This window comes from Parasphingorhabdus sp. (assembly GCF_048269915.1).
Taxonomy (GTDB): Bacteria; Pseudomonadota; Alphaproteobacteria; order Sphingomonadales; family Sphingomonadaceae; genus Parasphingorhabdus.
The window spans coordinates 525,770-550,795 of the sequence record NZ_JBLWTY010000003.1; the positions used below are offsets into that span (position 1 = coordinate 525,770).

Annotated in this window: 22 protein-coding genes; 9 read left to right on the forward strand and 13 right to left on the reverse strand. The window is 56.8% G+C overall.

The annotated features are described in order from the left end of the window. Positions 1–26 precede the first annotated feature (26 nt). Together ACN0WX_RS11030 and ACN0WX_RS11035 are read left to right on the forward strand one after the other, a co-directional pair. A complete protein-coding gene (locus tag ACN0WX_RS11030; protein ID WP_417622361.1) occupies positions 27–1,091 on the forward strand; it encodes an oxygenase in 1,065 nt (354 codons plus the stop codon). After that, positions 1,088–2,146, forward strand: coding sequence for an LLM class flavin-dependent oxidoreductase (locus ACN0WX_RS11035; protein WP_417622362.1), 1,059 nt, complete (start codon positions 1,088–1,090; stop codon positions 2,144–2,146). Before ACN0WX_RS11030 ends, ACN0WX_RS11035 begins: the two co-directional genes overlap by 4 nt. Before the next feature lie 78 nt (positions 2,147–2,224). On the opposite strand, the gene ACN0WX_RS11040 is transcribed toward ACN0WX_RS11035, so the two are convergent. From ACN0WX_RS11040 to ACN0WX_RS11055, 4 genes are read right to left on the reverse strand one after another with little or no spacing between them, the layout of a single operon-like run. Next, positions 2,225–3,082: an SDR family NAD(P)-dependent oxidoreductase gene (locus ACN0WX_RS11040; RefSeq protein WP_417622363.1), complete on the reverse strand. Its 858-nt coding sequence runs from the start codon at positions 3,080–3,082 to the stop codon at positions 2,225–2,227. Positions 3,083–3,093: 11 nt separating this feature from the next. Continuing rightward, entirely contained in the window at positions 3,094–4,740 is a 1,647-nt protein-coding gene (locus tag ACN0WX_RS11045) for an FAD-dependent oxidoreductase (protein WP_417622364.1), read from the reverse strand. Positions 4,741–4,751: 11 nt separating this feature from the next. Then, positions 4,752–5,174, reverse strand: a complete 423-nt coding sequence (locus tag ACN0WX_RS11050) for a limonene-1,2-epoxide hydrolase family protein (RefSeq protein WP_417622365.1) — start codon at positions 5,172–5,174, stop codon at positions 4,752–4,754. Between the two features lie 3 nt (positions 5,175–5,177). Continuing rightward, complete coding sequence (locus tag ACN0WX_RS11055; protein WP_417622366.1) at positions 5,178–5,564, reverse strand: nuclear transport factor 2 family protein; 387 nt, start codon at positions 5,562–5,564, stop codon at positions 5,178–5,180. A 128-nt stretch (positions 5,565–5,692) separates the two neighbouring features. Here ACN0WX_RS11055 and ACN0WX_RS11060 point away from each other — a divergent pair, with 128 nt between their 5' ends. Genes ACN0WX_RS11060 through ACN0WX_RS11070 form a run of 3 tightly spaced genes read left to right on the forward strand, consistent with a single transcriptional unit; the run spans position 5,693 to position 8,932 of the window. After that, positions 5,693–6,991 (forward strand): spinster family MFS transporter, encoded by a 1,299-nt coding sequence (locus ACN0WX_RS11060; RefSeq protein ID WP_417622367.1) that lies wholly within the window; start codon positions 5,693–5,695, stop codon positions 6,989–6,991. After that, positions 6,963–8,114, forward strand: a complete 1,152-nt coding sequence (locus tag ACN0WX_RS11065) for an oxidoreductase family protein (RefSeq protein WP_417622368.1) — start codon at positions 6,963–6,965, stop codon at positions 8,112–8,114. Before ACN0WX_RS11060 ends, ACN0WX_RS11065 begins: the two co-directional genes overlap by 29 nt. Then, on the forward strand, positions 8,111–8,932 hold the full coding sequence (locus ACN0WX_RS11070; protein WP_417622369.1) for an SDR family NAD(P)-dependent oxidoreductase: 822 nt from the start codon (positions 8,111–8,113) through the stop codon (positions 8,930–8,932). Before ACN0WX_RS11065 ends, ACN0WX_RS11070 begins: the two co-directional genes overlap by 4 nt. 37 nt (positions 8,933–8,969) lie before the next feature. Here ACN0WX_RS11070 and ACN0WX_RS11075 read toward each other — a convergent pair whose 3' ends face one another. From ACN0WX_RS11075 to ACN0WX_RS11115, 9 genes are all read right to left on the reverse strand, one after another. Further along, positions 8,970–9,890, reverse strand: coding sequence for a TIGR03619 family F420-dependent LLM class oxidoreductase (locus ACN0WX_RS11075; RefSeq protein ID WP_417622370.1), 921 nt, complete (start codon positions 9,888–9,890; stop codon positions 8,970–8,972). Positions 9,891–9,972: 82 nt separating this feature from the next. Continuing rightward, positions 9,973–10,536, reverse strand: coding sequence for a 2-phospho-L-lactate guanylyltransferase (gene cofC, locus ACN0WX_RS11080; protein ID WP_417622371.1), 564 nt, complete (start codon positions 10,534–10,536; stop codon positions 9,973–9,975). After that, the gene (gene cofD / locus ACN0WX_RS11085; protein WP_417622372.1) at positions 10,533–11,459 is read right to left on the reverse strand and encodes a 2-phospho-L-lactate transferase; all 927 of its coding nucleotides are present in this window, start codon (positions 11,457–11,459) and stop codon (positions 10,533–10,535) included. The genes cofC and cofD overlap by 4 nt, the downstream gene beginning before the upstream one ends. Further along, positions 11,456–12,211 carry a coenzyme F420-0:L-glutamate ligase gene (gene cofE / locus ACN0WX_RS11090; protein ID WP_417622373.1) on the reverse strand — a complete coding sequence of 252 codons (756 nt, stop codon included), beginning with the start codon at positions 12,209–12,211 and terminating at the stop codon, positions 11,456–11,458. The genes cofD and cofE overlap by 4 nt, the downstream gene beginning before the upstream one ends. Positions 12,212–12,218: 7 nt before the next feature. Next, complete coding sequence (gene npdG / locus ACN0WX_RS11095; RefSeq protein ID WP_417622374.1) at positions 12,219–12,869, reverse strand: NADPH-dependent F420 reductase; 651 nt, start codon at positions 12,867–12,869, stop codon at positions 12,219–12,221. Positions 12,870–12,878: 9 nt separating this feature from the next. Next, positions 12,879–15,197 (reverse strand): 5-amino-6-(D-ribitylamino)uracil--L-tyrosine 4-hydroxyphenyl transferase CofH, encoded by a 2,319-nt coding sequence (cofH, locus tag ACN0WX_RS11100; protein WP_417622375.1) that lies wholly within the window; start codon positions 15,195–15,197, stop codon positions 12,879–12,881. Between the two features lie 12 nt (positions 15,198–15,209). Further along, on the reverse strand, positions 15,210–16,211 hold the full coding sequence (locus tag ACN0WX_RS11105) for an LLM class flavin-dependent oxidoreductase (RefSeq protein WP_417622376.1): 1,002 nt from the start codon (positions 16,209–16,211) through the stop codon (positions 15,210–15,212). A gap of 154 nt (positions 16,212–16,365) precedes the next feature. Continuing rightward, positions 16,366–17,295 carry a 3-keto-5-aminohexanoate cleavage protein gene (locus ACN0WX_RS11110; RefSeq protein ID WP_417622377.1) on the reverse strand — a complete coding sequence of 310 codons (930 nt, stop codon included), beginning with the start codon at positions 17,293–17,295 and terminating at the stop codon, positions 16,366–16,368. A gap of 92 nt (positions 17,296–17,387) precedes the next feature. After that, entirely contained in the window at positions 17,388–20,078 is a 2,691-nt protein-coding gene (locus ACN0WX_RS11115) for a LuxR C-terminal-related transcriptional regulator (RefSeq protein ID WP_417622378.1), read from the reverse strand. 186 nt (positions 20,079–20,264) lie between these two features. On the opposite strand from ACN0WX_RS11115, the gene ACN0WX_RS11120 reads away from it, so the two are divergent. The 4 genes from ACN0WX_RS11120 to ACN0WX_RS11135 all read left to right on the forward strand — a co-directional run bounded on the left by ACN0WX_RS11120 (position 20,265) and on the right by ACN0WX_RS11135 (position 25,016). Further along, entirely contained in the window at positions 20,265–21,428 is a 1,164-nt protein-coding gene (locus ACN0WX_RS11120; RefSeq protein ID WP_417622379.1) for an acyl-CoA dehydrogenase family protein, read from the forward strand. A gap of 20 nt (positions 21,429–21,448) precedes the next feature. Further along, the gene (locus ACN0WX_RS11125) at positions 21,449–22,450 is read left to right on the forward strand and encodes a quinone oxidoreductase family protein (RefSeq protein WP_417622380.1); all 1,002 of its coding nucleotides are present in this window, start codon (positions 21,449–21,451) and stop codon (positions 22,448–22,450) included. Continuing rightward, positions 22,447–23,229 (forward strand): SDR family oxidoreductase, encoded by a 783-nt coding sequence (locus tag ACN0WX_RS11130; RefSeq protein WP_417622381.1) that lies wholly within the window; start codon positions 22,447–22,449, stop codon positions 23,227–23,229. Before ACN0WX_RS11125 ends, ACN0WX_RS11130 begins: the two co-directional genes overlap by 4 nt. Before the next feature lie 116 nt (positions 23,230–23,345). Then, positions 23,346–25,016 carry a class I adenylate-forming enzyme family protein gene (locus ACN0WX_RS11135; RefSeq protein WP_417622382.1) on the forward strand — a complete coding sequence of 557 codons (1,671 nt, stop codon included), beginning with the start codon at positions 23,346–23,348 and terminating at the stop codon, positions 25,014–25,016. Positions 25,017–25,026 lie beyond the last annotated feature (10 nt).

The window sequence follows — 25,026 nt, forward strand, 5'->3', positions numbered from 1 at the left end:
GTTTCGTATGATCTGAGGAACTGACCATGCTAGATATTCAAGACACACCACAAGTTCATGACGATGGAGATCCCATCAGCGCGGACCCGAGGGAATTTGCCGCCAAGGTTAATTCCTGGGTACCCCATGACATTGTGCTCAAGGATGCATGGTTCCCGTTGGCACATAGTTTTGCGGTGACCAATAAGCCGATCAGACGCGCGGTCTATTCACATCCCTATTTTCTCTGGCGTGAAGGCGATCAGGTGATCGCATCGGAATTTCACCCGGCGGAGGCTGTCACCGCATCCAAAAGCGACTATTCAGATCCCTCCGGTCGCTATCCGGTTATCGAGAAATATGGCTACGTCTGGGGCTGGTTCGGAAATCCGGCCAATGCCGCGCCCGAACATATACCGAGCCTGCCCTATCTGCCCGAAGACGGGGGCTTGCCCCATCATATGCTGGGCACCGTCCGGTTCGATTGCTGTGCTCCGCTGAGCCTCGAGAATCTGATCGATCTCACCCATGCCGATTTCCTGCACGCCGATGTCGTGGGCGACGAGAAGATGGACAAGGAAACGGTCGAGGTGTTCCACGATAGCGAGACCATCACAATGGTCCGGACCTGTGTGAACAAATCCGTCGCACCGATCATGAAAATATTCGGCGGCGTGCGGGACGATGTCCAGCAAGTCCGTCAGGTCATTCGCATCTATCTGCGCAGCCATGCGGCAATTGCCTATGGCCGGTTCAGCCCGGGAGACAATGTCCAGTTGTTCCACCCCTGCGTGCCCGAAACGCGCGATCGCACCCGGCTTGACTATGCGATGAACACTTCGAACGTGAAGAAACGCAATCCGTTCCGCTACATAATGCCCAAGGCGAGTTACAAGGTTTCACGTCAGGACAGCTATATGACTTCGCCGCAAAGCCCGCGCTACATGCGGCCCGAGACGCGCAAGGACCTGCATTCGCCACTGGATGAAGCGGGCCAGAAATATCGCGTGCTGATGCTGGCGCTTGCCGAAAGACAGGCCCGGGGCGACTTTGAATATCGTGACAATGTCAGCGCCGATTGCAGTGAAATTATTGGATATCAAAAAGCATGAGCAAATTGACCAACGCCGTTGGCGGTGAACGCCGCTGGTGGGGCGTTATGCCCATCCTCCCTGCCCCGGTGATGGGCGGGATCGCGAAACAGATGGAACAGGCCGGCTTTGAAGGTTGCTTTTCCCTTCAGATTTATGGCCCGCCTTTCGTGCCCATGGCCGCAGTGGCGGCAATGACTGAATCGCTCAAAGTTTCTACCGGTATTGCGGTTGCGGGTACTCGCAGCCCCACAGAAACAGCCTTCGCCGCGATGGAGCTCGACACGATCAGCCAGGGACGCTTCGTCCTTGGACTCGGTACCTCGCTGCACAGCGCGCTGGAAGGCATTTATGGCGAACCGCACCGCAAGCTGCTTACCCACCTTCGCGAAGTTGTGAAGATTGTGCGCTACGTCAACGCCAACGCGCATAAAGGGATGGAGCCGATCAAGGGCGAATATTATGATTTGCAATGGACCGAAATGATGCTGACGGCACCGCCGGTCCGTGAAGAAATACCGATCTGGATCGCCGCACTCAAGGACAAGTTGACCAGTATGGCGCTGGAAATTGCCGATGGTCTGATGGTCCATGCACTGTGGACGGTTGACTATACCGCTCAGAAAAAGCCGTTTATCGAGGCTGAACTGGCCCGCTTTGGCCGCAAGCGCGAAGATGTGGAAGTCAATGCCTGGCCCTGGATCGCCATTAACGACGACAAGCAACAGGCGATTGATGACAGCCGCGCGACAGTTGCCGGCTATATCGGCTACAAGGAATATGAACCCTTTTTTGACGCGCTGGGATTTGGCGATCTTGCCCGTTCCTGCCAGCTTTCGGCGGAAGAGCACGGTGACCCTTCGAGCGTGATTGACAATGTCAGTGACGAAGTGGTTGAAGCTTTTGTCAAATGCGGCCCGGTCGAGGAAGTGCTCGAAAAAATCGAACCGTTCTGGGATGTTGTCGACTCTCTATGTCCCATGACACCCTATCGGAACCTGCCGATGGAGAAATTGACAGCTTATAACGAAGGCCTGTTCAAAATGGTTGCGGAGGCAAAGCGCCGGCAAGGTTGAAGGGAGCGGCATAACGGACTGTTGTCCATAGAAATCTTCTCGCCGACATGAACAATGCTTGTACGGCGAACGATCAATTCAAGCGACCTGGGGCTTGCCGTGCCCCGCTAACATATCCAGTCCGGCGAGCAGCTCCTCGCTGATCTTCCAAAGTCTCGCAGCCCCTTCCTTGCTTTGCGCGGCGGAAGTTAGGCTGGCGAGCCTGCGTTTGGCGAAATACTGTCCGGTGGATTCCGGCGCGCCTCCTTTTGCAAGCCACAATATCGTATCGGCACCCTGTTCCGGGCTCAGGGAAAACGGCTTTCCGAACAGATACATCAGCTTCACCACGATACCACCATCGCTGTCGAAATTGGTCTGCACCAGTCCGGGGTGAACGGCATTGACCCGGATGCCATCGGCCTGAAGGCGTGGTGCCAGCGCCCGGGTGAAAAGAATATTGGCCAGTTTCGATTGGGTATAGGCATCGCTGGCCTTGAAATGCTCGACTTGTTGCAAATCCTCCCATTTCATATCCTTGATGAATTTGTGAGCAACCGAGGCGGTGTTGATGATCTGTGCGCCCGGTCCGGCAGCTTTGAGCAAGGGCAACAGCTGATGGGTCAAAAGGAACGGCGCCAAATGATTGGCGGCGAAACATTGTTCCAGGCCGTCAACCGTTTCCACCCGTTGCGCAGGTGTGAATCCGGCATTGTTGATGAGCAGATCAATCATCTCGGTGCGCGCCGCGACATCATCTGCAAATTGCCGGACTTGTGCCATTTCCGACAGGTCGGACAGTATCATTTCCACTTCAGCATCCGGTGCAGCGGTGCGGATATCCTCTAATGCGACTTTGGCGCGCCCGGCATTGCGCCCATGTGCAATCACCCGCCAGCCGCTCCGCGCCAACTCGCGCGCCACGACCGATCCGATGCCCGAACTGGCTCCTGTCACAATTGCCGTTTTTATGACGATATACTCCTGCCGGCAATAAAGCCCGTGACCATCGCCGGTCCGACGTTGCAGCCATGGGCTGGCGATTTACCCTGCCAGATCGAATTGGCATCCAGTCCGGCGGCCCATAGGCCAGGAATAGGCTGCCCGTCTTCGCCCATCACTCTGCATTTGGCATCTATCTTGACCCCCACGGTCGTCGATCCATCCCCCGGAAAAATCTCGACCGCATAATAGGGGCCTTCACCCATGGGCCCGAAACAGGGGTTGGGTGCATGTTTCGGATCGCCGATTTCCTGATCAATCAATGTATCGCCTTTGCCAAATTTGCTATCCCGGCCCAAAGCTGCATCGGCATTCACCTCGGCAACCGTTGCTTCCAGTCCCGCGCCATCAACACCGATTTGTGCCGCAAGCTCGGCCAAGGTCTTGCCGGTTTTCATATATCCCGATGCAACCAGTTCCTTGATTTTTCCGCCGCCCGGCAACGCCAGACCGAGGCCATATTTCTTCACATTTTTCGCATTGGAGATGATATGGGCTGGCACTGTTCCCGTAGCATGCATGGCTTCGACAAAATGGACGCTGGCTTCGTTGCCAAAGCGCTGCCCGCTTTTGTTCACAGCGATGCAGCCCGGTTTGGACATGTCCATCAAATGGGCAAAACGCTCGACATAACCATCGCTGCGGGTGCGCTTGGAAACGACTGCCCAAACGGCATTAACGTGGTTTTCGGCGCCCATCGCTGCGCCGGATGCGGTCGCGGCGTTGATGCCGTCCCCGGTATTGTCATAGGGAAGGATCGACACATGGTTCTCGGCATAGGGAATATAGGCTTTGCGCATTTCCTCATTCGCCGAAAATCCACCCGATGCGAGGACCACGCCCTTGGTCGCGCCTATCGCCGTCGAAACGCCGTTGACCGTTGCCCGAACGCCCGTCACCCGGCCGTCGGTCTGGATCAGGCTTTCGACGGGCGCTGATTCATACAGATCAATGCCGGCATCAAGCGCCGACCGGAACAGGCGGCCAGCCAGAGCGGTGCCCATGGTCAGCCGCGAACCGCGCCCCAGCTTTTTCTTGTCGAGAGCGAAGCGGATCGCGATTTTCGCCATATGCCAGAGTGCACCGGGCGCAGGCAGGCGTTCGATATAGGGCAGATCAAACAGGTCAATCATCATGCCGCCAGGCGCGTTAAATTCTTCACGCGGTCTGGAAAGCCGGTTGAAATCCTTGCCCAATTGTTTGCCGTCAAATTCGGTGGGCGCAAGCAGGCGGCCCTCGTGTGCGGCGCCTGCCACTTCGGGATACCAATCGCTTGAGGGCGGTGAGAGAAGGAAATTGACGCTGCTGTTCGCATCGAGCCACTCGACCATTTCGGGGCCGGTTTCGATATAGGCCTCGATCAATGCCCGTTCCGCCCGATTGCCGACCACAGCGAGCGCGTAGGCCAATGCCTCCGCTTTGCTGTCATCAATGCCGGCTGCTTCCGCCTGCGGGCTGCTGGGAATCCAGATGCCGCCACCAGAAATCGCGGTTGTGCCACCGAATTGCGATGCCTTTTCCAGCACCGCGACTTTGTTTCCAGCCTTGGCCGCTACCAATGCCGCTGTCAGTCCAGCTGCGCCGGAACCCATTACCACTACGTCATATTGCATTGTCATTTCCTTTACGCGCACATTATGGCGCGCATCGCCTTGTCATCTATGCCCAACTGCCCCGCACAATCGAGCGCATCCCAATATTCCCGCCACCAGACAATCTTGCCCTGCGCATCCAGATCGAACACACCGACGACGTTGGTGGTGGTCTTTTGCCCATTGGCAAGCTGGCGCACGGTATCGACACGCTCGGTGAACACGGTGCTGCCCGTTACCGCGACATGCAATATGTCGCAGGCGCATTCGTCATAGAGCTCATATTGCCGCTCCATTTCGCCGCAAATGGCATCCGCACCTTGTCGGACGGGGGCTATCGGTACGACCGGTTGGTAGCGGGCATCATCCGCCAACATTGAACGCAGCGCGGTCACATCCAGTTTCTGCGTATGAAAGAGCGCCAGAAAATCGCGGACAATCTGTTCCTGATTCATCGATCAACCCTCCTGCGGGCCAAAAAAGGCCTCGACTTTACTGGTGTCAAAATATTCTCGACCATGGACGATCTGCCCATCGCGGAGAACGAACAGGTCGTGATATTCATTGGCATATACGCGATCGCCGAAATGCATTTCTGAACGCACTTCCGCAGCTACTTTATCGCCTTCGGCCATGATTGAGATGATTTCCACCTTACGGGGAGAAGCATTGAGCAGCATGGTTTTCACCGCTTCTGTATAGGCTTCGCGCGTTATATCGCCGCCGCCAATCACCCACCAGCTGCAGTCCGGTGCCTGCAATGCCTCTATCGTGTCCAAATCCCCGGATTCGACCGCACCGAGAAACCGGCGCACTGTCGTCTTGTTGGCTTCTGCTTGACTCATCCCGCATTCCTCCTCGTCTGCCGGACTGTCCGGTATCGCAACTGCTGCGGCCCCTTTCCTTTGGCAGGTTGAGATTTGTACTTCTCTGTAATGCTGCCGACAAATTAGATGACAGAGAGAGGGAGCAAGTGACAACCAGCGCATCGCCGAACGCCTATCGCTGGTACGTCCTGGCCGTGCTGACGGTTGCGCAAACCTGCCACGGCATCGACCGGGCCGTCATCGGTCTGGTGCTCAAGCCGCTGGGCGCCGAATTCAGCCTCTCGGGCGAGCAGCTGGGTCTCTTGGCGGGCGTCGCATATGGCATTCCCTTTGCTCTCGCTGCGATCCCGTTCGGCTATGCCGTCGACCGGGTGAATCGCAAGAATTTGATGACATTTGCCCTGACAGCCTGGAGCGCGGCGACGGCTCTGTGCGGGATGGCAGTCGGTTTCTGGTCCTTGCTGGCCGGGCGAGCGGGTGTCGGCATCGCAGAAGCCGGAGGGTCACCGACCGGCATGTCGCTGCTATCCGACTATTTTGGCACTGACAAGCGATCGACCGCCATCGGTATCTGGTATCTGAGCAGCGGTATCGGCTTTGCCATAGCCTTTTTTGTGGGCGGCTGGATCGTGCAGGAATATGGATGGCGCTGGGCCTTTATAGCGGCTGGCATTCCCGGCCTGATACTTGCGCCAATCCTGTTTGCAACGGTACGCGAACCGGTGCGCGGTCAGCAGGACGCGCCGCAGGCGCTGGGCGAAGCTGGTCTGCGGGAACGGCTCGGCCAGCTATTCGCCCGTCCGGGCATTGCCTATGCCATCGCCGCGATTACCTGCATCGCTACCGGTATTTACGGCATGAGCATCTGGCTTGCCACATTCCTCATCGACAGCCACGCATTCTCGATTTCCCGGTCGGGGCTTATCGTTGCCATTGCCTACGGTATATTGGGATCGCTTGGCGGATTGATCGCTGGCTGGGGAACGGACCGCATCAACGCCCGGCGCGGCGGTTTTGACCCCGCGCATACAGCCTTGCTGGGATCGGTAATCCCGCTGCTGACCGCAATCAGCGGATTGCTCGCAGTCGGTGTTGACAACACGAGCATGGCCGTCGCCTTTGTCATGGCCGCCGGTCTTTTCAGTGCATCCTATAACGGGCCGGTCTATGCCGTCATCGTCACCGTGGCCGGACCGCAATTGCGCGGACTGGCGGTATCTTTTGTGCAGATGAGCGCAAACCTGATCGGAGTTGGCCTCGGTGCCTGGCTGATCGGCAAGGTGAGCGATGTCGTGGGCGGCAAGGATGGTGTGGCCTGGGGCATTGGCGCCGCCATGCTGTTCTGCATTGCCGGCGGCCTGTTGCTCATGATGGCTAGCCGCCAGATAAGAATTTCAGATCAACAAGGAGTGGAACATGGACCCGCAAGCCCCAGCGCAATATAAGAATTTGAATATTGACCCCAATTGCGTGCCGCGCCCCTACCCGGCGCGAACCGATCATATCCCGACTTCGATGGATGACATTGATGCCGCCTGGTTGAGCCGTATGATGGGCTATAAATATCCTGGCGTCGTCGCGAAATCGATGGACACAGTGGAGCTGCTCAACAGCCACACGACCAAATGGCGGATCCGGGTAGACTGGAACGAGGCCGGAATCGCTGCCGGTCTGCCCGCCAATCTTTGCATGAAGGCCAATTGGTCCGGCGCCTTTGACAATGTCGACATCCATGCGCTGGAGGCCCGCTTCTATCATTTCATGGTGCAGGAAATGAAAGTGCCGACCGCCAAATGCTATTATGCGGACTGGGACGATGACGGCAGTGCGCACGGTTTCATCGTGCTCGAAGACCTGAACGATCGGGGCGGAAAATTCGGTCACAGCACCCAGGATAACGGTGTAGACATGATCATGGAAAATCTGAACGGCCTCGCCAAGCTGCATGGCAGTCTTTGGGACAGCGACAAGATCAGCCCGGAAAACGCACCCTGGCTGCAGACCCAGATGGATACGACGGTTGACAGTGAACAGGTCCGGATCATGTGGCAGTGGATCGAACTCAATCTGAAAGAGCCCGGTTTCTGTAGTGTTGCGCCGCAGCATTTTCTCGATGATCCGCGCAAAGTGGAACGCGCGTTTGACCGGCTCGGCGAAATTGAGCGCGCCTGTGATGCACCCCATTGCATCGTTCTGGGCGACTGCCATCAGGGCAATACCTATATTCTGCCGGAAGGCGAGCGGCTCTGGCTCGACTGGCAACTGGTGCGCCGCGGTCGGCCCTGGCGTGACCTCACCTATTTCGTTGTTGGTGCGCTCACTATTGAGGAGCGTCGCAAATACCACAAGGATATGGTCCGGCAGTATCGCGAATATCTGATCGCAACGGGCGCTGAGGGCGTTCCCACCTTTGAAGAAGCATGGGAGCAAACCCGCTTGTTCGTGATGTACGGGCTGCAGGCCTGGGTCGCCAATCTCGACGAATGGGGCCAGAACGGCATCCCGATGAACGAACGCTTTTTCGCTGCTGCCGAGGATTATGGCACCTGGAAACTTTTGGGAGAATGAAAATGGGTCTGGTGGATAATAAAGTTGCAATCGTCACCGGCGCGGGTGCCAATATCGGCGAGGCATGTGCCAAGATGCTAGCCGCGCAAGGCGCGAAGACCATAGTCGCGGATATTAACCTCGATGGCGCCGAAAGGGTTGCGAATGAAATTGTCGGGAGCGGCGGAACCGCCTTGGCCCATGCGGTTGACCTGGGTGACGAAACCAGCATCGCTGCACTTGTCTCGGCGGTGATGGAGAAATTTGGCCGGATTGACATACTCCACAATAATGCTGCCAATACCGGCGCAGCGCAGATGACCCGCGATGCTGCCCTGACCGACATGGAAGCGGAAGTTTGGGATGCCGCGTTTGACGTAAATACGCGCGGGACGATGCTGATGACCAAACATGTTGCACCGCATATGATCGCCGGCGGCGGCGGATCGATCATCAACACAAGTTCCGGTGTGTCGCTGCTCGGCGATATTCTCAACCCGGCCTATAGCGCATCCAAGGCGGCAGTAAATGCACTGACCCGCAATACCGCGGCGCAATTTGGTCGCGCCAATATTCGCTGCAATGCAATATTGCCGGGTCTGGTGCTCAGCCCGGTCGCGCGGGCGCAGATGAGCGAGGCACAGCTCGACATGATCCAGCGCCATGTCTTGCTGCCGCGTGAAAGCGTAGCCGACGATATCGCGGGAGCCGTGCTGTGGCTGGCATCGGATCTTTCGGGCTTTGTCACCGGACAGATAATTTCCGCAGATGGCGGCATTTGTCACCACCAACCGCATTATGCCGACATGATGGATATGATGGCGGCGGCTCCCGGTTGAGCAGCATGTCCCGTGTCTGAGCCGGCAATAAACCCGCTCAAATTGCTGGCATAATCTCTTCCGCGACCCATTGCTGGCGATCAATCCATGCCTGCGCGTCCGTCAGGCCGGGTGGCAGCGGGACGATTGTTTCGGTAATACCCAGTTGCTTCAGCCAGCCGATCTGATCGAGGATTTTTTGCTTGTCGCCGGTTCCGGGCGCGCGCGGATCATCCAGGATTTCATGGTGGGCACCCACATTGAGCATTTCCAGCGCAAAGAAGAAGTTCAGCGGACGGCCGTCATATTCGGGCTGTGACTTGATCAGATCAATGCAATCCGGGAATGTTTCCGGCGGTGTCCGGAATGGCGACCAGCCATCGCCGAATTTCGCTACACGCTTCAGCACCGGTTCGGCATCGCCGCCAAACCAGATCGGAATGCGCGGTTGCTGAATCGGTTTCGGGGCAAAGCCGCAATTTTTGAAGTTGACGAACTCGCCTTCAAATTCGGGATCGTCCTTGGTCCACAACTCGATTATCGCGGCCACATATTCATCCGCCATGCGGCCGCGCTTGTTGAACGGCACGCCTAACATGTCGAATTCTTCCTTCAGCCAACCGACGCCGAACAGGGCCTCGGCACGCCCCCCCGTCAACCAGTCGAGCGTGGACCAGCCCTTGGCCTGAACAATCGGGTTTTGCAGGGGCAGAATGGAAACGGAAGATGACAGGCGCAAATTTTTGGTCTGCCCGCCAATATAGCCCAGTGCGACAACCGTGTGGAAATACCAGTCGCCCGACAGATCAACATGTTCCTTGGGGATGATGAAATGTTCCCCCAGCATGCATTTGTTGAAACCCAGCGCATCGGCAGTCGCCATCAACTGGCCTACATCCGCACCGTTCAGCTTGTCTTCCCACGGCTGCACCATGGCCGCCACCTTCATGCTATTGGGCACGCCAATATTGAGCTTCATTTCTTGCTCTCCCGGTCTGTTTCCTTAACCCTGACAATGCGAGGGAACAATCTCTGTCAAACCTTCCCAAAGGCAGGGATGTTCAAACCACAAATCCGCGTGCGCTGACAAATTCTGCATCATCCGGCGTGTCGAGATCAGCCATCAGGCCGTCCCGTCGAACCACGGGCATCTCCGGATATTGCTGGCAATGAAGAGCGCGACTGTCCGCGCCGAAGGAGAAAGTGAAAGGCCGCCCATCGGCAATGGCCAGGGCATTCGTGCCCTGCCCGGCGCGATCTGTCGCCATTGCCGCTCCGTCCTCGGCAGCCTCGATGATGGACTGCACATCTTCAGCCGACAGCAACGGCAGATCGGCGTGAATGATCAAAATCGCTCGGTTCTCCTGTTTCCCGCGCCAAGCGGTCAGTTCCGCGTTCAAGCCGCGCGCCTCATCCTGTGTCCAGCCGCCTTCCCAGCCCTCTGGACGACGGGGTGCAAGTATGGTGATCTGCGACAGGTCAAAACATTCCTGCAAAACGCCCAGCACATGCGCCGCCATGCGCTCGGCGAGGTCGGACCGGGCCTCGCCCCCCATCATTGGCCCCAGTCGGGATTTTCCGTCCCTCCCCTGCTTGATTGGCACGAGCACCTGCCAATCTTTCACTTCCTGCACTCCTTCGCGAGTGCAAGAACAGCACGCGCCACCCGCTCGCGGTCTTCCGCTGATTTCATCAGCGTATCGGTGCGCGCAATGGCCAGCGATTGCGGTGCTTCATCCTTGCTGTGCACGACCAACCCGTCCAGCAGTTCGCCGTAATGGGCAGCAATAGTGTGATTTGTCACTTCGAGCCCCAGCTCGTTCATAAGTTTCGCGGTTGGGCCTTTTACGGCTTTGCCCTCGATCAAGGGAGACACAGCTATAACCGGTGCATTGGTCGATTCCAAAGCTTCCCGGATGGACGGGATGGCGAGCAAGGGGTCAACGCTCAGCCATGGATTGGAGGGGGCAACAAAAACCGCGTCGCTTTCCATGATCGCCGCAATAACGCCCGGCGCAGCAACAGCTGCTTCCGCGCCTTCAAAACGCACGGCCTGCACTTTGGGCGCGCATTGTCGTTTCACAAAATATTGCTGGAAGGGCAAAAGCCCTTCATCCGTTTCAACCCATGTGGCGACAGCATCGTCTGTCATCGGCAGAACGGTAAGTTGCAAATCCCATGCCTCTGCGAAGCGGGCAATGATGCCGGACAAAGGCTCGCCCGCCGTCAGTGCCATCCCCCGCATCACGTGGAGAGCCAAATCGCCGTCGCCGAGATTGAACCAGTCTTCCCCGCCCAGCGATTTCAGCGCGGCCATGAAATTCCACGTCTCACCTTCGCGTCCCCAGCCCAGCGCCTGGTTGGATTTGCCCGCAAGCGTGTAGAGCAGAGTATCGATATCTGGCGAAATTGGCAGACCGAAGTGCCGGAAATCATCGCCGGTATTGACGATTGCGGTCAGGCTATTGTGCGGCAAAATGCGGTAAAGTCCGTCGACCAGCTTTGCGCCGCCAACGCCCCCGGTCAGCACGGTGAAGCGCGCATTCATCGAAAAAGATCCTCGGCTGCGGGCCGAACGATGGCGTGACTTGTCTGTGCTTCGCCCGGCAAGACCAGTCCGCGCACGATGCAGGCCGCTATGCCCTCCGCACCTTCGCCCATTGCCAGTCCGGCGGCGCCGGCCACCGCATCGGCAACTGCGACATTGGTCACTTGCATGATCCTTCCGTCCCGATCCACCTGGCCGCGCTGGTCCAGCATTGCGGGCATACCGGCGACACCGATTGCAACATTGACCGTGCCCATACGCCACGGACGACCGAAACTGTCCGAAATCACCACTGCCGGGGAAAAACCCAATATCGTTTCGCAGGCGTCTGCAATCCGCTGCGCACTGGCATCCGGATCAACAGGCAATAGCAGCAACCTGTTGGCATTTCCCTTGCCAATATTGGATGCGTCAATGCCGGCATTGGCCATCACATGGCCGAGGCGGTGACGGGTGATGAGCACACCCGGCCCCTTGCGTATAACGGCGCTGGATTCCTGCAACACAATCTCGACCAGTGCTGCATCCTTGCCTACTTCTCCGGCAAGGGCGATCGCTTCCGGGGACGGGACGATCTGTGTGGGATCGACAAAGCGGTTCTCCGCTTTGGACACGATTTTTTGCGTTACCACCAACACATCACCGGGTACCAGGCGGACGTCCTGTTCCATGCACCGCGACGCCAGCATCTGCGGCAACGGATCGCCCGGCTGAATTTCAGGCAGGTCTGCGATGGGAAGAATCTGGATCATGAAGCGCTTAGTCTGCAGTCCCGAATTCGCCCGTAATTCTTATCCCGGCACCGTCCACCTGATAAAATTTGTTGATGAAAATAAGCAGCGAGGTCATCGCTTCCGCCGCTGCCGAATTGACCAGCGCGCCCGCATGTACGCCGCGCAAGCCAATGGCATTGGTCAGCGCCACCACTTCGGCACGGGCCGCCTTCTCGTCGCCGAATATCAATATGTCACAATCCACCTCGACATCCTGGGCAAGTTTGTGCGCGGCAACATTGTGGAAGCCGGAAACCAGTCGCACCTCCTCGCCCAATATTGCGGCTGCCTTGACGGCCGCCGATCCTTCCGGCGGCAATTGCACCCGCATCACTTTGGGTGGAACCAGTGGAACGCTCGTATCGACAACGATCTTGCCAGCAACATGCGGCTTGATATCTTGGAGCGTTGTTGCTTGCGCCCCAAAGGGCACGGTTACAATCACCAGATCAGCCGCCGCAGCTGCATCTGCATTGGCCATGCCGATCAGGCCATGGCCAAGCTCTGCGGCTTTGTCCGCCGCGCTGTCAGCGGTGCGCGACCCGATTATTACATCACGTCCCGCCCGCGCAAGCCGCCATGCCAAAGCGCTTCCAAGCTTTCCGGTTCCGCCAATGACGGCAATTTTTTTGCTCATATTTATTTCCTAATTTTCCCCTGCGAGGGTCAATTGACCTGAGCGCTGGCCATAGACGGTGCTGCGTTCACGTAAAGGGCGGCCTAGTCCGTCCGCGAGCAACTGCATTTGCGGCACATCAAAAATCTGTCCATTCACGCCACCGGCCGCGCGGGTAATCGATTCGTCCATGAGTGTACCGCCCAGATCGTTCGCGCCGGATTGCAGCATGGCTGCCGCGCCGTCCGGCCCCAGCTTTACCCAGCTTGTCTGTATATTGGATATCGCACCGTCAAGCGCAATCCGGGCCACGGCATGCATCAATACGGTTTCGCGCCAGGTCGGACCGGAACGGGTTTCCCCCCTGCGCCAATTGGGCGCTTCCATATGGACGAATGGCAAAGGCACAAATTCCGTAAAACCGCCAGTTTCCTGTTGAAGCATCCGCAACTGCAACAGATGCTCGGCCCAATGATCATAGGATTCGACATGGCCGAACATGATCGTTGCGGTCGACCGAAGGCTGACCTTATGCGCCGCGCGCATGACCGACAACCACTGCTGCGTATCTACCTTGTCCGCACAGATGATGGAGCGGATATCGTCAGACAGGATTTCGGCAGCGGTTCCCGGCAATGTCGCGAGCCCGGCCTTTTTCAAATCCGCCAGATAGCCTTCGTAAGACAGGCCCAAAGTGGTTGCGCCATGATGCACTTCCAAAGGCGAAAACGCATGGACATGCATTTGCGGTACGGCTGCCTTCACCGCCTCCACTATGCCGCGATAGGTGTGCCCGTCATAGCTTGGATGGATGCCACCCTGCAGACAGACCTCGCTGGCGCCGCGCTCCCAAGCCTCCACGGTACGGCGGGCGATTTCTTCATGGTCGATATTATAGGCAGGACCCCGTTCACTGCGGGTACTGCCCTTGGAAAAAGCACAAAAACCGCAGCGATAGAGACATATATTGGTATAATTTATGTTGCGGTTGACGACATAGGTAATTGCGTCGCCCGCGCGGTCCTCGCGCAATTCATCGGCAAAGGCTCGGATATGATCAAAATCACGACCTTCTGCGGTAAACAACCGTGCAATCTGGGCCTTGTTCAGCTCTTCACCCTGCCCGACCAATCCTAAAGAGATCGCAATCTGGGGGTCCCGCCCGGTGACGATCGACGTCATCAATTCCGGCGCTTCATCACCCGCGCCCGGATGCCAGCTATTCTCACGTACCAACCCGCGCGCATCAACTGATCGACGGATCGCGATTTGCAACGCAGGGTCGGCCCAGCGTGTCACGTCGCGGGCAAAAGCGGGGCCGATGGCGAGGCGTTGACGCAAGTGGCGTCCCGCCGCTTCGGTTTCTGTTTCCAGTTTCTCCAGATGCGGCCACGGCGCTTCCGGATTGACATGATCCGGCGTTACGGGCGAAACCCCACCCCAGTCATTTACGCCGGCGCGGACGAGTTGGGACAGCGAACCATCCCGCAAATTGGGCGGGGCCTGTATCGTCATATCCGGCCCGAGGATCAGGCGCGCGGCGGCGATGGTCCATAAATGCTCGTCCAGCGGCAGATCGGGCGCGTTCCGCATCAGCGTATCGGCCTTTGACCGGAAATTCTGGATGATCACTTCCTGGATATGGCCGTATTGATCCGCCAGATCCCGGATGGCCAGCAACGCCTCGATCCTTTCCAGCCGCGTTTCGCCAATCCCGATGAGAAGTCCGGTGGTGAACGGAACTTCTGCTTCTCCGGCATGCCGGATCGATTCCAGCCGGACAGAAGGAAGTTTGTCCGGCGATCCATAATGCGGCATGCCCTTTTCGCAAAGACGGCTGGAACTGCTTTCGAGCATCAATCCCATCGAAGCCGATAGCGGACGCAGAACAGAATAGTCACGGGCGTTCATTATGCCGGGATTAAGATGCGGCAAAAGACCGGTTTCTTTCAGCACCAGCCCGGCCACATGCGCCAGATAGTCCAGCGTGCTGGCAAAGCCGCGATCCGCAAGCCAGTTGCGCGCAGCAGAATAGCGATCCTCCGGCCGGTCACCCAGCGTAAACAGTGCTTCCCGGCACCCTTGCATTTCCCCGGCGCGGGCAATTTCCAGAACTTCCTCTGGCTCAAGAAAAGGTGCGGACAATTCCGAGGGGCGATGCGCAAAGGTGCAATAATGGCAAACATCCCGGCACAATTTGGTCAGCGGAATGAAGACCTTGCGGGAATAAGTTACCACCGTTCCATGACCCGAAATCGTCATCGTTTCGGCGCGGGATAGAAGTTCGGTCATCGAAACCGCATCCAGATGGTCAAGCCAGTCGCGGGCGTTGTCAGTGTTTCCGGTCATTGTCATTTCAGCCTATATTGCCTCCCTCGCCGCCGCGAGGCCGCGGATCGTGACCAGCGGATCGGCGTGGCCGGGCAAGGCGGCGATCAAGGTCGAAACACCCATTGCTTCAATTTTGCGCATGACCTCGGTTATATGTGCCTCTGATCCAGCAATTGTGTCAAAATCCTGAAGAAACTCGGTAAGGCCCATCTCGTCCATCAACTGCACATTCTTGCCGCCCACCACGACATGCTCGGTCGGATCATAGCGGGTCTGGAAAGCTTCGATCAGTGGTCGAACATTGGCAGGCAACATGGCCAGGGCTTCGGGCGTACGCAGCGCCATCGCATTGACCGCTATAAATGCTTTCAGATCATCGATCGCTTGCGCGCGATCCGGACGAACGGAGAGAAAGCTGGTTACCCAGATATCAATAGTGTCGGCATCCCGCCCCGCCCGGGTTGCAGCATCGCGAACAGCGGCGATTTTGCCTTCCAGGATTTCCAGATGCTGATCACCGGCGAAAAGGATGACTCCATCGGCCTGCTCGCCCGCCAACGCCAGCGCCTTGGGACCAAAGGCGGAATAATAGATCGGAATCGGACGAGCGAATCTGAGTGATTTGACCGGCCGCCCCTCCCAGACAATTTCTTCGCCCGCAAATAATGCCTTGTAAGCCGCGATTTCCGCGCGGATTTCCTTTTGTGTAGCGGGCATGCGGCCAACGGCGAGAACCGTACTCCCCCCAGTCGCCAACCCGAGCGACACCCGGCCATCGCTCATTTCATCGAGTGTGCACAGGGCGTTTGCAGAAACCAGAGGATGCCGCATGAAGGGAGAAGTGACGAGCGGAGCGATCTGTGAATTGGGGGCATCCTGCGCTGCAATGGTGAGGGAGACCACCATCTCGTGCCAGCCTGCCGGGGAATCTCCCACCGTGACAAGTTCAAAGCCGAGATCGGAAGCGGTTCGAATCTCGGCCCGAAAATCATCGAGCCGATTGCCCCACATGCTACAAATGCCAATTTTCATTCCGCTTCCCTATCGTATCCTTGGACCAACGCTACCGGCCAAAAGATAGGAATCCAGATGATCGGCAGATTCCTGGCTGCATACCGGATACTTCATGGCTTTGCCTCGCGCATGCTGGCAAAATTGCCGAATTTATTATGGCTATCAACGGTTATCAGATATTGGTCCGGTCACCACCCTTGAGATGCAAAATCTCACGCGCTTCCTCTGGTGTTGCGACAGACAGGCCCATATTCTCTATTATCTCACGTGCCATTTTCACCTGCTGGGCATTGGTTTCCGCCAGTCTTCCCCGCCCTGCCCAAAGAGAATCCTCAAGCCCGACACGGACATTTCCGCCCATCGAAGCCGCCATGGCGATCACGCCCATCTGCCTTGCCCCCGCGCCCAGCACCGACCATTCATATTGCTCGCCAAACAACCGGTCAGCGGTCCGCTTCATATGCATCACATCATCCGGGTGACTGCCAATCCCGCCCAGAATTCCAAAGCAGGTCTGGATGAATAGCGGTGCCTTGACCAGGCCGCGGTCCAGAAAATGCGCCAGATTGTACAGATGGCTGGTATCATAGCATTCAAATTCGAACCGCGTACCGAGTGGGGTTAGCAGCGCCAGCAAATCTTCAATGTCCTTGTAGGTATTTTTGAACACCAGATCGCGTGAAGCTTCGAGTGTCGCTGGCTCCCATTCATACTTCCAGTCCTTGTAGCGATCAAGCATGGGGAACAGGCCAAAGCCCATCGTCCCCATATTAAGCGATGCCACTTCCGGTTGAAAGGTCGTGGCCGGACGTAGACGCTCCTCCAAAGCCATCGAGGGATGACCACCAGTTGTCAGATTGATCACGGCATCGCACCGTTGCTTGATCACCTTCAGAAACGGTTCGAACAGATCGGGGTTCTGATCCGGGCGCCCGTCCGCCGGATTGCGAGCATGAAGGTGGATGATCGCCGCCCCCGCTTCGGCGGCGCCGATTGCCGCTTCCCCGATTTCTTCCGCCGTGATCGGCAGATGCGGCGACATCGAAGGCGTGTGGATCGCCCCGGTTACCGCACAACTTATGATGACCTTGCCCTTTGCCATGAACTACTCCTGCAATTTCCTGTGTCTGTGAACATGCTAGGAGGAACTTGCCGCTTCGCTATCTTTCCTTCGATAGGTTGCGATTTCGGATATCAGGGCAATATCCCCATCTGTCGCGCTCTTATGACGGCCTGGGGTCTGCGGCGGACACCGAGTTTGTCGTATATTTGCTGCATATACCACTTCACCGTGCCTTCGGTGAGCCCAAGGCGATCGCCAATCTCGCGGTTGCGCAGGCCGCCGCTGACCATGGTCAGAATTTCGACCTCGCGCACAGAAAGACTACTTCCCAACCCGAATTCTTCCTCGTCATCCCCGCTCATCTTCGGTGTACCCCTCAGGACGGATACCAGCTCGGCGGCGAACCGGTCCACGGGTGTATCCAGCGATGGGCCGTCCGCATAGGACTCCACCAATAAGGACGAAATTGCTTCGCCCTCGTCGATAAAGGGCCGTATCCAGCCCCCTGGTTCCGCCAGCTCGACAGCCGCGCGGACAGATCGCCGCGCTTCCGAACGATTTCCCGCCAACACGGCGATCTCGGCCAGCAACAATTCGAAACTGACAGCCGAGCGTATGGCGCCGCGCCGGCGGACGAACTCCAGCCAGCGTTTTGCGATCTTGCGTGAACGAACCAGGCGAAAACGCTGCATTTCCAGTCGTAGCCAGGCAATCGCCATCCACTCGTTGAGACGTGTCGGGTTGAGTGTCGGCACGGGCTCTCCCTCTACCGTCAGATCACTGGAATGAAAGAGCTGTTCCGCCTGGTCCAGTTTGCCGGATTTTACCAACATCCGTACCTGTTCGGAAAGTATAAGAGCGCGCAACCGGTCAAGCCCGCATTCTATTGCGACGATTTGCGCTTCTTCCAAGCCTGACAAGGCACTCGCCATATCCCCTTCGGCGGCTGCCAGACGTGAACGAACCAAATAACCGGATGCGAGTTGGTCGACAAAACCCCATTGGCGGATTGAAGGCAAATAGTCCTCAACCAGCCGAGCGGCTTCTGTTAATTCACCGCATTCATAGTGCAGTTCGGCAAGCGGAAGGCCGGGGAGCGCCGCTATCCCCGAGTTTTCTCCTTCTATCTCTATCGCCAAATTATGGGCTTCTGTAAGATATTGCCGCGCCATCTGGGTTTTTCCCTGCGCGACCAGTGTCGGTGCGACGGAAGATTTTAGGGCGATAGATGCAAAATCGGAACCCGGACGACCAAGAGCTTTTCGCAGTTCCGCTTCCAATTTCAACATGTCATGAAAATGATAAAGCTCGCGCCGAGCCGAGAGCAGTTGTGCGATGAGCGTACAGCTCAGATACGGATGGTCATCCCCCAGGTCTTCAAGCAACAATTCCGATTCGCGCTCGACGAACGGCATATTGTCGCGTGCTGCTTCCAGCATGATTTTTCGGTGACGGACCCGGAACTCCATTTGTCGGGCTTCATAATCGTCCAGAGAAGCGCATTGCGTCGCAGATTCGATAGCCGCTTCTGCCGCAACGATCAGATGTTCTGCCGACTTGAACGCCAGCCTGCGACTTCGCCGCCAGGACATGGCAAGCAACAGGGATGGACAGTCTTGCAACAAATCCCAGGGCAATTCACTTGCCATTTCATCCACACGGTAAAGCAGGCCGCTGTAGGTCATCTGTTCGGCGAGGAGATCCAGTTGCTGGGCGAGAAACGTCTGATCGCCACTCTTTTCGGCATGATATAGCGCATTCTGAAAGTCGCCGGATTCTCCGAAAAAGCGGCTAGCCCTGCGATGCAGCTCTGCCGCCCGTTCAGGCGCGCGCATCATCAGGCGACCGTAAACCATTTCCCTGAACAGAGTATAATAACGATAGCGACTGCGCTCGCGATCGATTTCGGTCAGAAACAGTCCGCGATGGAACACGTCTTCGAGAATGATACGCGCGTTTTCCGACTGTACCACCGCAGCGCAACCAGAGGGTGTGAGCTCATCGAGAATGGATGTGTTAACAATGAAATCGCGAATATTTTGCGGCAAACCATCTAGCACTTCTTCATGGAAATAGCTGGCAAATTCGTTGCGAAGTCCCGTTGTTCCCCCTTCCGGCGGATGGCCCTCGGCATGATCTAGCTGCCAGGCCCCGACGGCAAGCACCAGCCCGGTCGCCCAGCCTTGGGTGTCCGCTACCATTTTCTGGATTTCATCAACCGGGATTTGCCCTACGCTCTCTTGCGTAATGAGGCGTGTCGCTTCATCATTGTCGAAACACAAATGGCGTACGCGGATCTCCACCAGATATCCCAGAGCCCGCATACGCGCTAGGTTGATCCCGCTTTCGCCCCGCGAAGCAACAATTGTCGTCAATCCATCGCGCGCGCTCGCGATCATCTGTTCGATAAATTCATGTATTTCTGGCGATAGTAACTGTGCGTCGTCGATGCACAGAACAGGCCGCGGGCCGGAATGGGCGGACATATTGGCAAGCCAGCTACGGGGACTGCCATCGCCGAGTCCTTGATCGGGCATCAGGCCGGCTGAAACGCTTGCCGATTTCAGCGCGTCAAGAAATGTTTCGAGCGAATCTATTCCGGCGCGCGCAGCAATCCAGATTATCGGGCGACCAGTTGCACCGAGGATTTCCGCCCAGCGCAACATGGCTGTTGTCTTGCCAAAGCCGGCAGGGCTGTTCACAGTTGCGATACGCGCTGCGCCCACTGTTTCTGCCAGTTCCTCGATGATGGCACGCTTTACATAGCGATGCGCTGCACGCGGTGGAACAATGGTTGTCGGCACCACACCCATATCAAACATCCTCTTTTTTGGGCGGACGATTTGCCGTCCGCATTATTATTCGAGGCACCTTTATCTGCCAGAAACAAACGAAGCACAAGCCTCAATTCCTATCGGCAGATAGGTGGCCAAGCCCTATCGCTCGACCAAGCAACCACCAAATCGTCTTCGAATACTGAAAATCGCAAAAGAAAGCTGGTCAGATAAATGGATTTTGAACTTCCCGAAGAGCATCGCGCCTTTCGTGACATGGTTCGACGTTGGGTCGACGCGGAATGTCCCAAGGATTGGGCACGCAAGCTGGAAATGGATGAGCATAATTATCCGTACGAGCTTTGGACCAAGTTCACCGAAGCGGGGTTCCACGGCATTGGTATTCCCGAGGATATGGGAGGGCAAGGTGGCGATGTTTTAATGCAAATGTTGCTCGCGCGCGAACTGGCCCGTTCGCTCGGCGGCCTTGCATGGATATGGGGCATTACGTCTTTCGCCGGATCGAAGTCGATCGGGCTTTATGGTACGCCTGAGCAGCAAGCCAAATATCTGCCGGAAATAGCAGCAGGGCGCCTGAAGGCGGCGATCTCCTTTACCGAGCCCGGAGGTGGCACCGATCTGCTTGGCAGCCTTGCAACAACGGCGGAAAAAGTCGATGGCGGATGGGTCATCAACGGCGAAAAAATCTGGAGTTCGTCCGCCCATGTTGCGGATTATTTGCTGTGCATCGCCCGTACCGATAAAAATGTGGAGAAGAAGCATCAGGGATTGACCCTGTTCTGGGTGCCCGCCGGAGCAGACGGGGTGAAAATCACTTCACTCCCCAAGCTGGGCATGCGCTCCATGGGTAGCTGCACCGTGGTATATGACAACGTGTTCGTTGCCGATGATAACGTGCTCGCCGAACCAAATCAGGCTTGGTACACTTTGTTGCCAACGCTCAACAACGAACGCATCATGGTCGGCGCATTCTGCCTTGGCGTGATTGACGGCGTGCTGGAAGACGCCCTCGCCTATGTCATGCAGCGCAAGGCCTTTGGCAAATATATCGGACAGTTCCAGGCCTTGCAGCATTATATCGCCGAGATTGCGACGATGCAGGAAACCACCGAATTGCTTCTCCATTTCTGTGCTGACAAACAGTCGCGCGGAGAAAATGTCGGCACCCAGGCCAATATGCTCAAACTCTTTGCGTCAGAAAATGCCAACAAAGCCGCCGACATGGGTATCCAGATACTGGGCGGCATGGGCTATTCGGCAGAGACTGATATGCAGCGCTACTGGCGTGACAGCCGCCTGTGGCGGATCGGTCCGGTCACCAATGAAATGGTCAAAAACGGTATTGCCGAATCCCTCGGCCTGCCCCGCTCCTTCTAAAATTCAGGAAAGTCAGAAACATGAAAGCATTATTGCAGGAAACTTCGGAAGGGCCTGAGGCCGTCCGCGTCACGGAAGTTGAAACACCGACGCCCAAGGCAGGCGAAGTGCGAGTCGCGATCAAGGCCGCGTCGGTCAATCACCGGGAAATGTGGATATCCCGCGGCCTTTATCCGGGCATGACACTGCCCACGACGATGGGCTGCGATGGAGCCGGCGTGGTTGATATGCTGGGCGAAGGCGTGTCAGGCGTATCTGTCGGCGATGAAGTCGTTATCTATCCGGGTCTGGACTGGGGTTCAAATCGCCATGCACCAACTCCCGAATTTGGACTGCTGGGCATGCCGCATGATGGCACGATCGCCGAATTTATTTGTGTGCCCGCGGAAAACCTGGCTCTCAAGCCGGCATTCATGAGCTGGGAAGAAGCCGCCGCGACCGTCCTGACCGGTCTCACGGCATGGCGCGCGCTGATGTTCAAGGGGCAGCTTCAGCCGACCGATACTTTGCTGATCAGCGGCGTTGGCGGCGGCGTCGCCACCTTCGGGCTTGCCTTTGCCGTGGCGCTCGGAGCCAAAGTCTATGTAACCGGCGAAAGCGAAGAGGTTCTCGCCCGGGCCAAGGAAATGGGTGCACTGGGCGGCCTGCTCTATACCGATCCCGAATGGCGCAAGCAGGTTGGCAAGCTGACCGGCGGTATCGATGTTGTTCTCGATGGTGCGCCCGCGCCGAGCTACGCGAACTATGTCCGTGCGATCAACCCCGGAGCCCGGATTGTCATCTATGGCTCAACCGCCGGCGACAAATTTGAAGTTACGGCGACAGGTATCTTCCTGAAAAGCGCCAGCATTGTTGGCAGCCAGGTCGGCGACCCCCAGGATTTTCGTGACATGCTGGATTTTGTGAACAAGCATCAGATCAAGCCGGTCATCGAAAAAAGCTTTCCCCTCGCTGAAGCGAAAGAGGCCCTGCTCTATCTTGAAAAGCAACACAGCTTTGGCAAGGTCGTGGTGACGGTATGAGCAATCCGTTTGATCTATCCGGCAAAACGGCACTGGTTACCGGTGGTGCGCAGGGATTGGGCCGGATGATTGCCGAGGGATTGATTGGCGCGGGTGCGCGTGTCGTGATCACCTCTCGTTCTGCTGAAAAAGCGGTCGAAGCGGCGAAGGAAATCTCCGCGACGGGAATGTGCATTGGTCTTGGTGCCGATCTGTCTACACCTCAGGCGGCGGTCGATCTGGCGCAGGAGTTCCGTGCAGTCGTTGGCGACGAGCTACATGTTCTGGTTAATAATGCCGGCCAGTCCTGGGGTGCCAATGTTGATGATTTTCCTGATGAAGCCTGGGGCAATGTTCTGGCCGTCAACCTCCAGATGCCCTTCACACTGGTCCGCGAATTTCTTCCTGAACTGGAGAAAGCGGGCCACGTCGATGACCCGGCTCGGATATTGAACATCGGCTCGATTGCGGGAGCAACGGCATTGCGATTGAGAGCTTACAGCTATTCCAGCAGCAAGGCAGCCATCCACCAACTCACCCGTGATCTGGCTGGTGATCTGGTGAAACGGAATATTACTGCCAATGCGATTTTGCCTGGATTTTTCCCGACCGGCATGACCGCGCATTTGCGCGATGCCCAGGAAGAGGTAAATCCCAAATTACTTGCAAAAATTCCGATGAAGCGGATGGGAAAGCCCGACGAAATTGCTGCTCTGGCGGTTTTTCTGTCGTCCAAGCCCAGTGCCTATATTACCGGGACCGCAATACCGATGGATGGCGGGATTGTCGGTTGTGGGTAAATCCGGGAATGCAAGAACCACCTATCCTCCGAAAGGATATCTATCGGTAATGGACTGCATTGGATTTTAGTTGAGTATTTATGACTGTTTATAAGTCCTTTGCGGAGAATACACAGGTGTCTGAGAAGAGCGAAAACCCCGCCCTTATGCGAATTAGCGTCAGCCCGCTTAGCGATTTGCTGTTAAAGGCGTGGGATCAATCTCCGGAACAGGAAGCGATTGTCTTTCCGGACGCACGCAAAAGCTATGATGAAGTGGTACAATCGGTTGTCCGTCGCGCACGTGGACTTATCGGCCTTGGCATAAAACCCGGCGATCATGTTGGCATCCTGTTGCCGTCGGGTATTGAGTTTGTCGAAACCCTGTTTGCGGTCGCGATGGTCGGTGGCGTTTCAGTGTTGATGAACGCCCGCTATCGTGCGCCCGAAGTTGCCTATGTCGCTGAAAATGCGGATTTGGTAGCCATCGTCACAAACAGCGAAGCAGATGAATTCGTTGATTTCGTCGCACGATTGAACGAGGCTTTCCCTGAACTGAGGGAGGTGGAGAATCCAATGGATTTGTCGCTGCCAGCCGTACCGAAGCTCCGCCGACTGATTTTGCATGGAGGCAAGCAGGCTCCCGGTTTTGTTGATCAGGACGGGTTTGAAAATGCTGCGCAGTTGATCGGCGAAGATGCCGTTCATGCGACACGGCTGGGTGTCCGCGTCCGCGACACCTGCATGATTCTTTACACATCCGGTACCTCGGCCAATCCCAAAGGCTGCCTCCTCAGCCATGAAGCCATCTGCCGGGAAGCGAGTAATCTTGCGCGCAATCGCTGGGCCTTCTCGCCTGACGAGCGGGTTTGGTCCCCTATGCCTCTCTTCCATATCGCTGCCATGCTGAGCATGATTGGCGCGATTGAGGTTGGCGGTACCTTTATCGGCCAGCCGCATTTTGATGCTGGCGAGAGCCTTCGTCAGATAGAGGTGGAAAAGGCCAGTATGCTATTTCTTCCCTTTGTCACATTTCACCAAGCGATGATCGCTCATCCGGATTGGGACAAGACCGACATGAGTTCGGTTCGGCTCATGAACAGCTGTTTTAGCCAGATGCCCAAGGCGGTCGGTGATGCCTATCGCGCCAAGATGCCCGATGCCCTACAAGTGGGCACATACGGTATGACGGAGGCAAGCGGGATTGTGACCACGGGCGGCTATGATATGGATCCGGAAATGGGTTTTCAGGCGCTTGGCTATCCAATGGCCGGTGTCAGCGTGAATATTGTCGATCTCGAAAACGGTCAGATTTTGCCCGCTGGGCAGCGCGGCGAAATATGGATCAAGGGCTACAGCTTGCTGGACCGCTATTACCGCGATCCTGAAAAAACCGCCGAAGCGCTGAATGAAGACGGCTGGTATCGCAGCGGCGACATCGGTTCAATCGATCAGAACGGACATCTGCTGTTCCATGGCCGTTTCAAGGATATGCTGAAGGTCGGCGGTGAAAATGTCGCTGCTGCCGAAGTGGAAGCCGTGCTGGCTGCGCATGAAGGCGTTCAGCTTGCACAGGTTGTCGGGCTTCCCGATGCCCGGCTGGCTGAAATACCCGCTGCTTTTGTAGAGCGTAGCGGCGAGATTGAAGTGAGCGAAGAAGAATTGCTTGGTTTCGTCAAGGAACGGATCGCTTCTTTCAAGGTGCCACGCCACATCCGCTTCATCGACGAATGGCCGATGTCCGCATCAAAAATCCAGAAGTTCAAGCTTCGGCAGCAGCTGATGAATGAACTTGGTCTTGCCGATTGAGGAGCTGCCC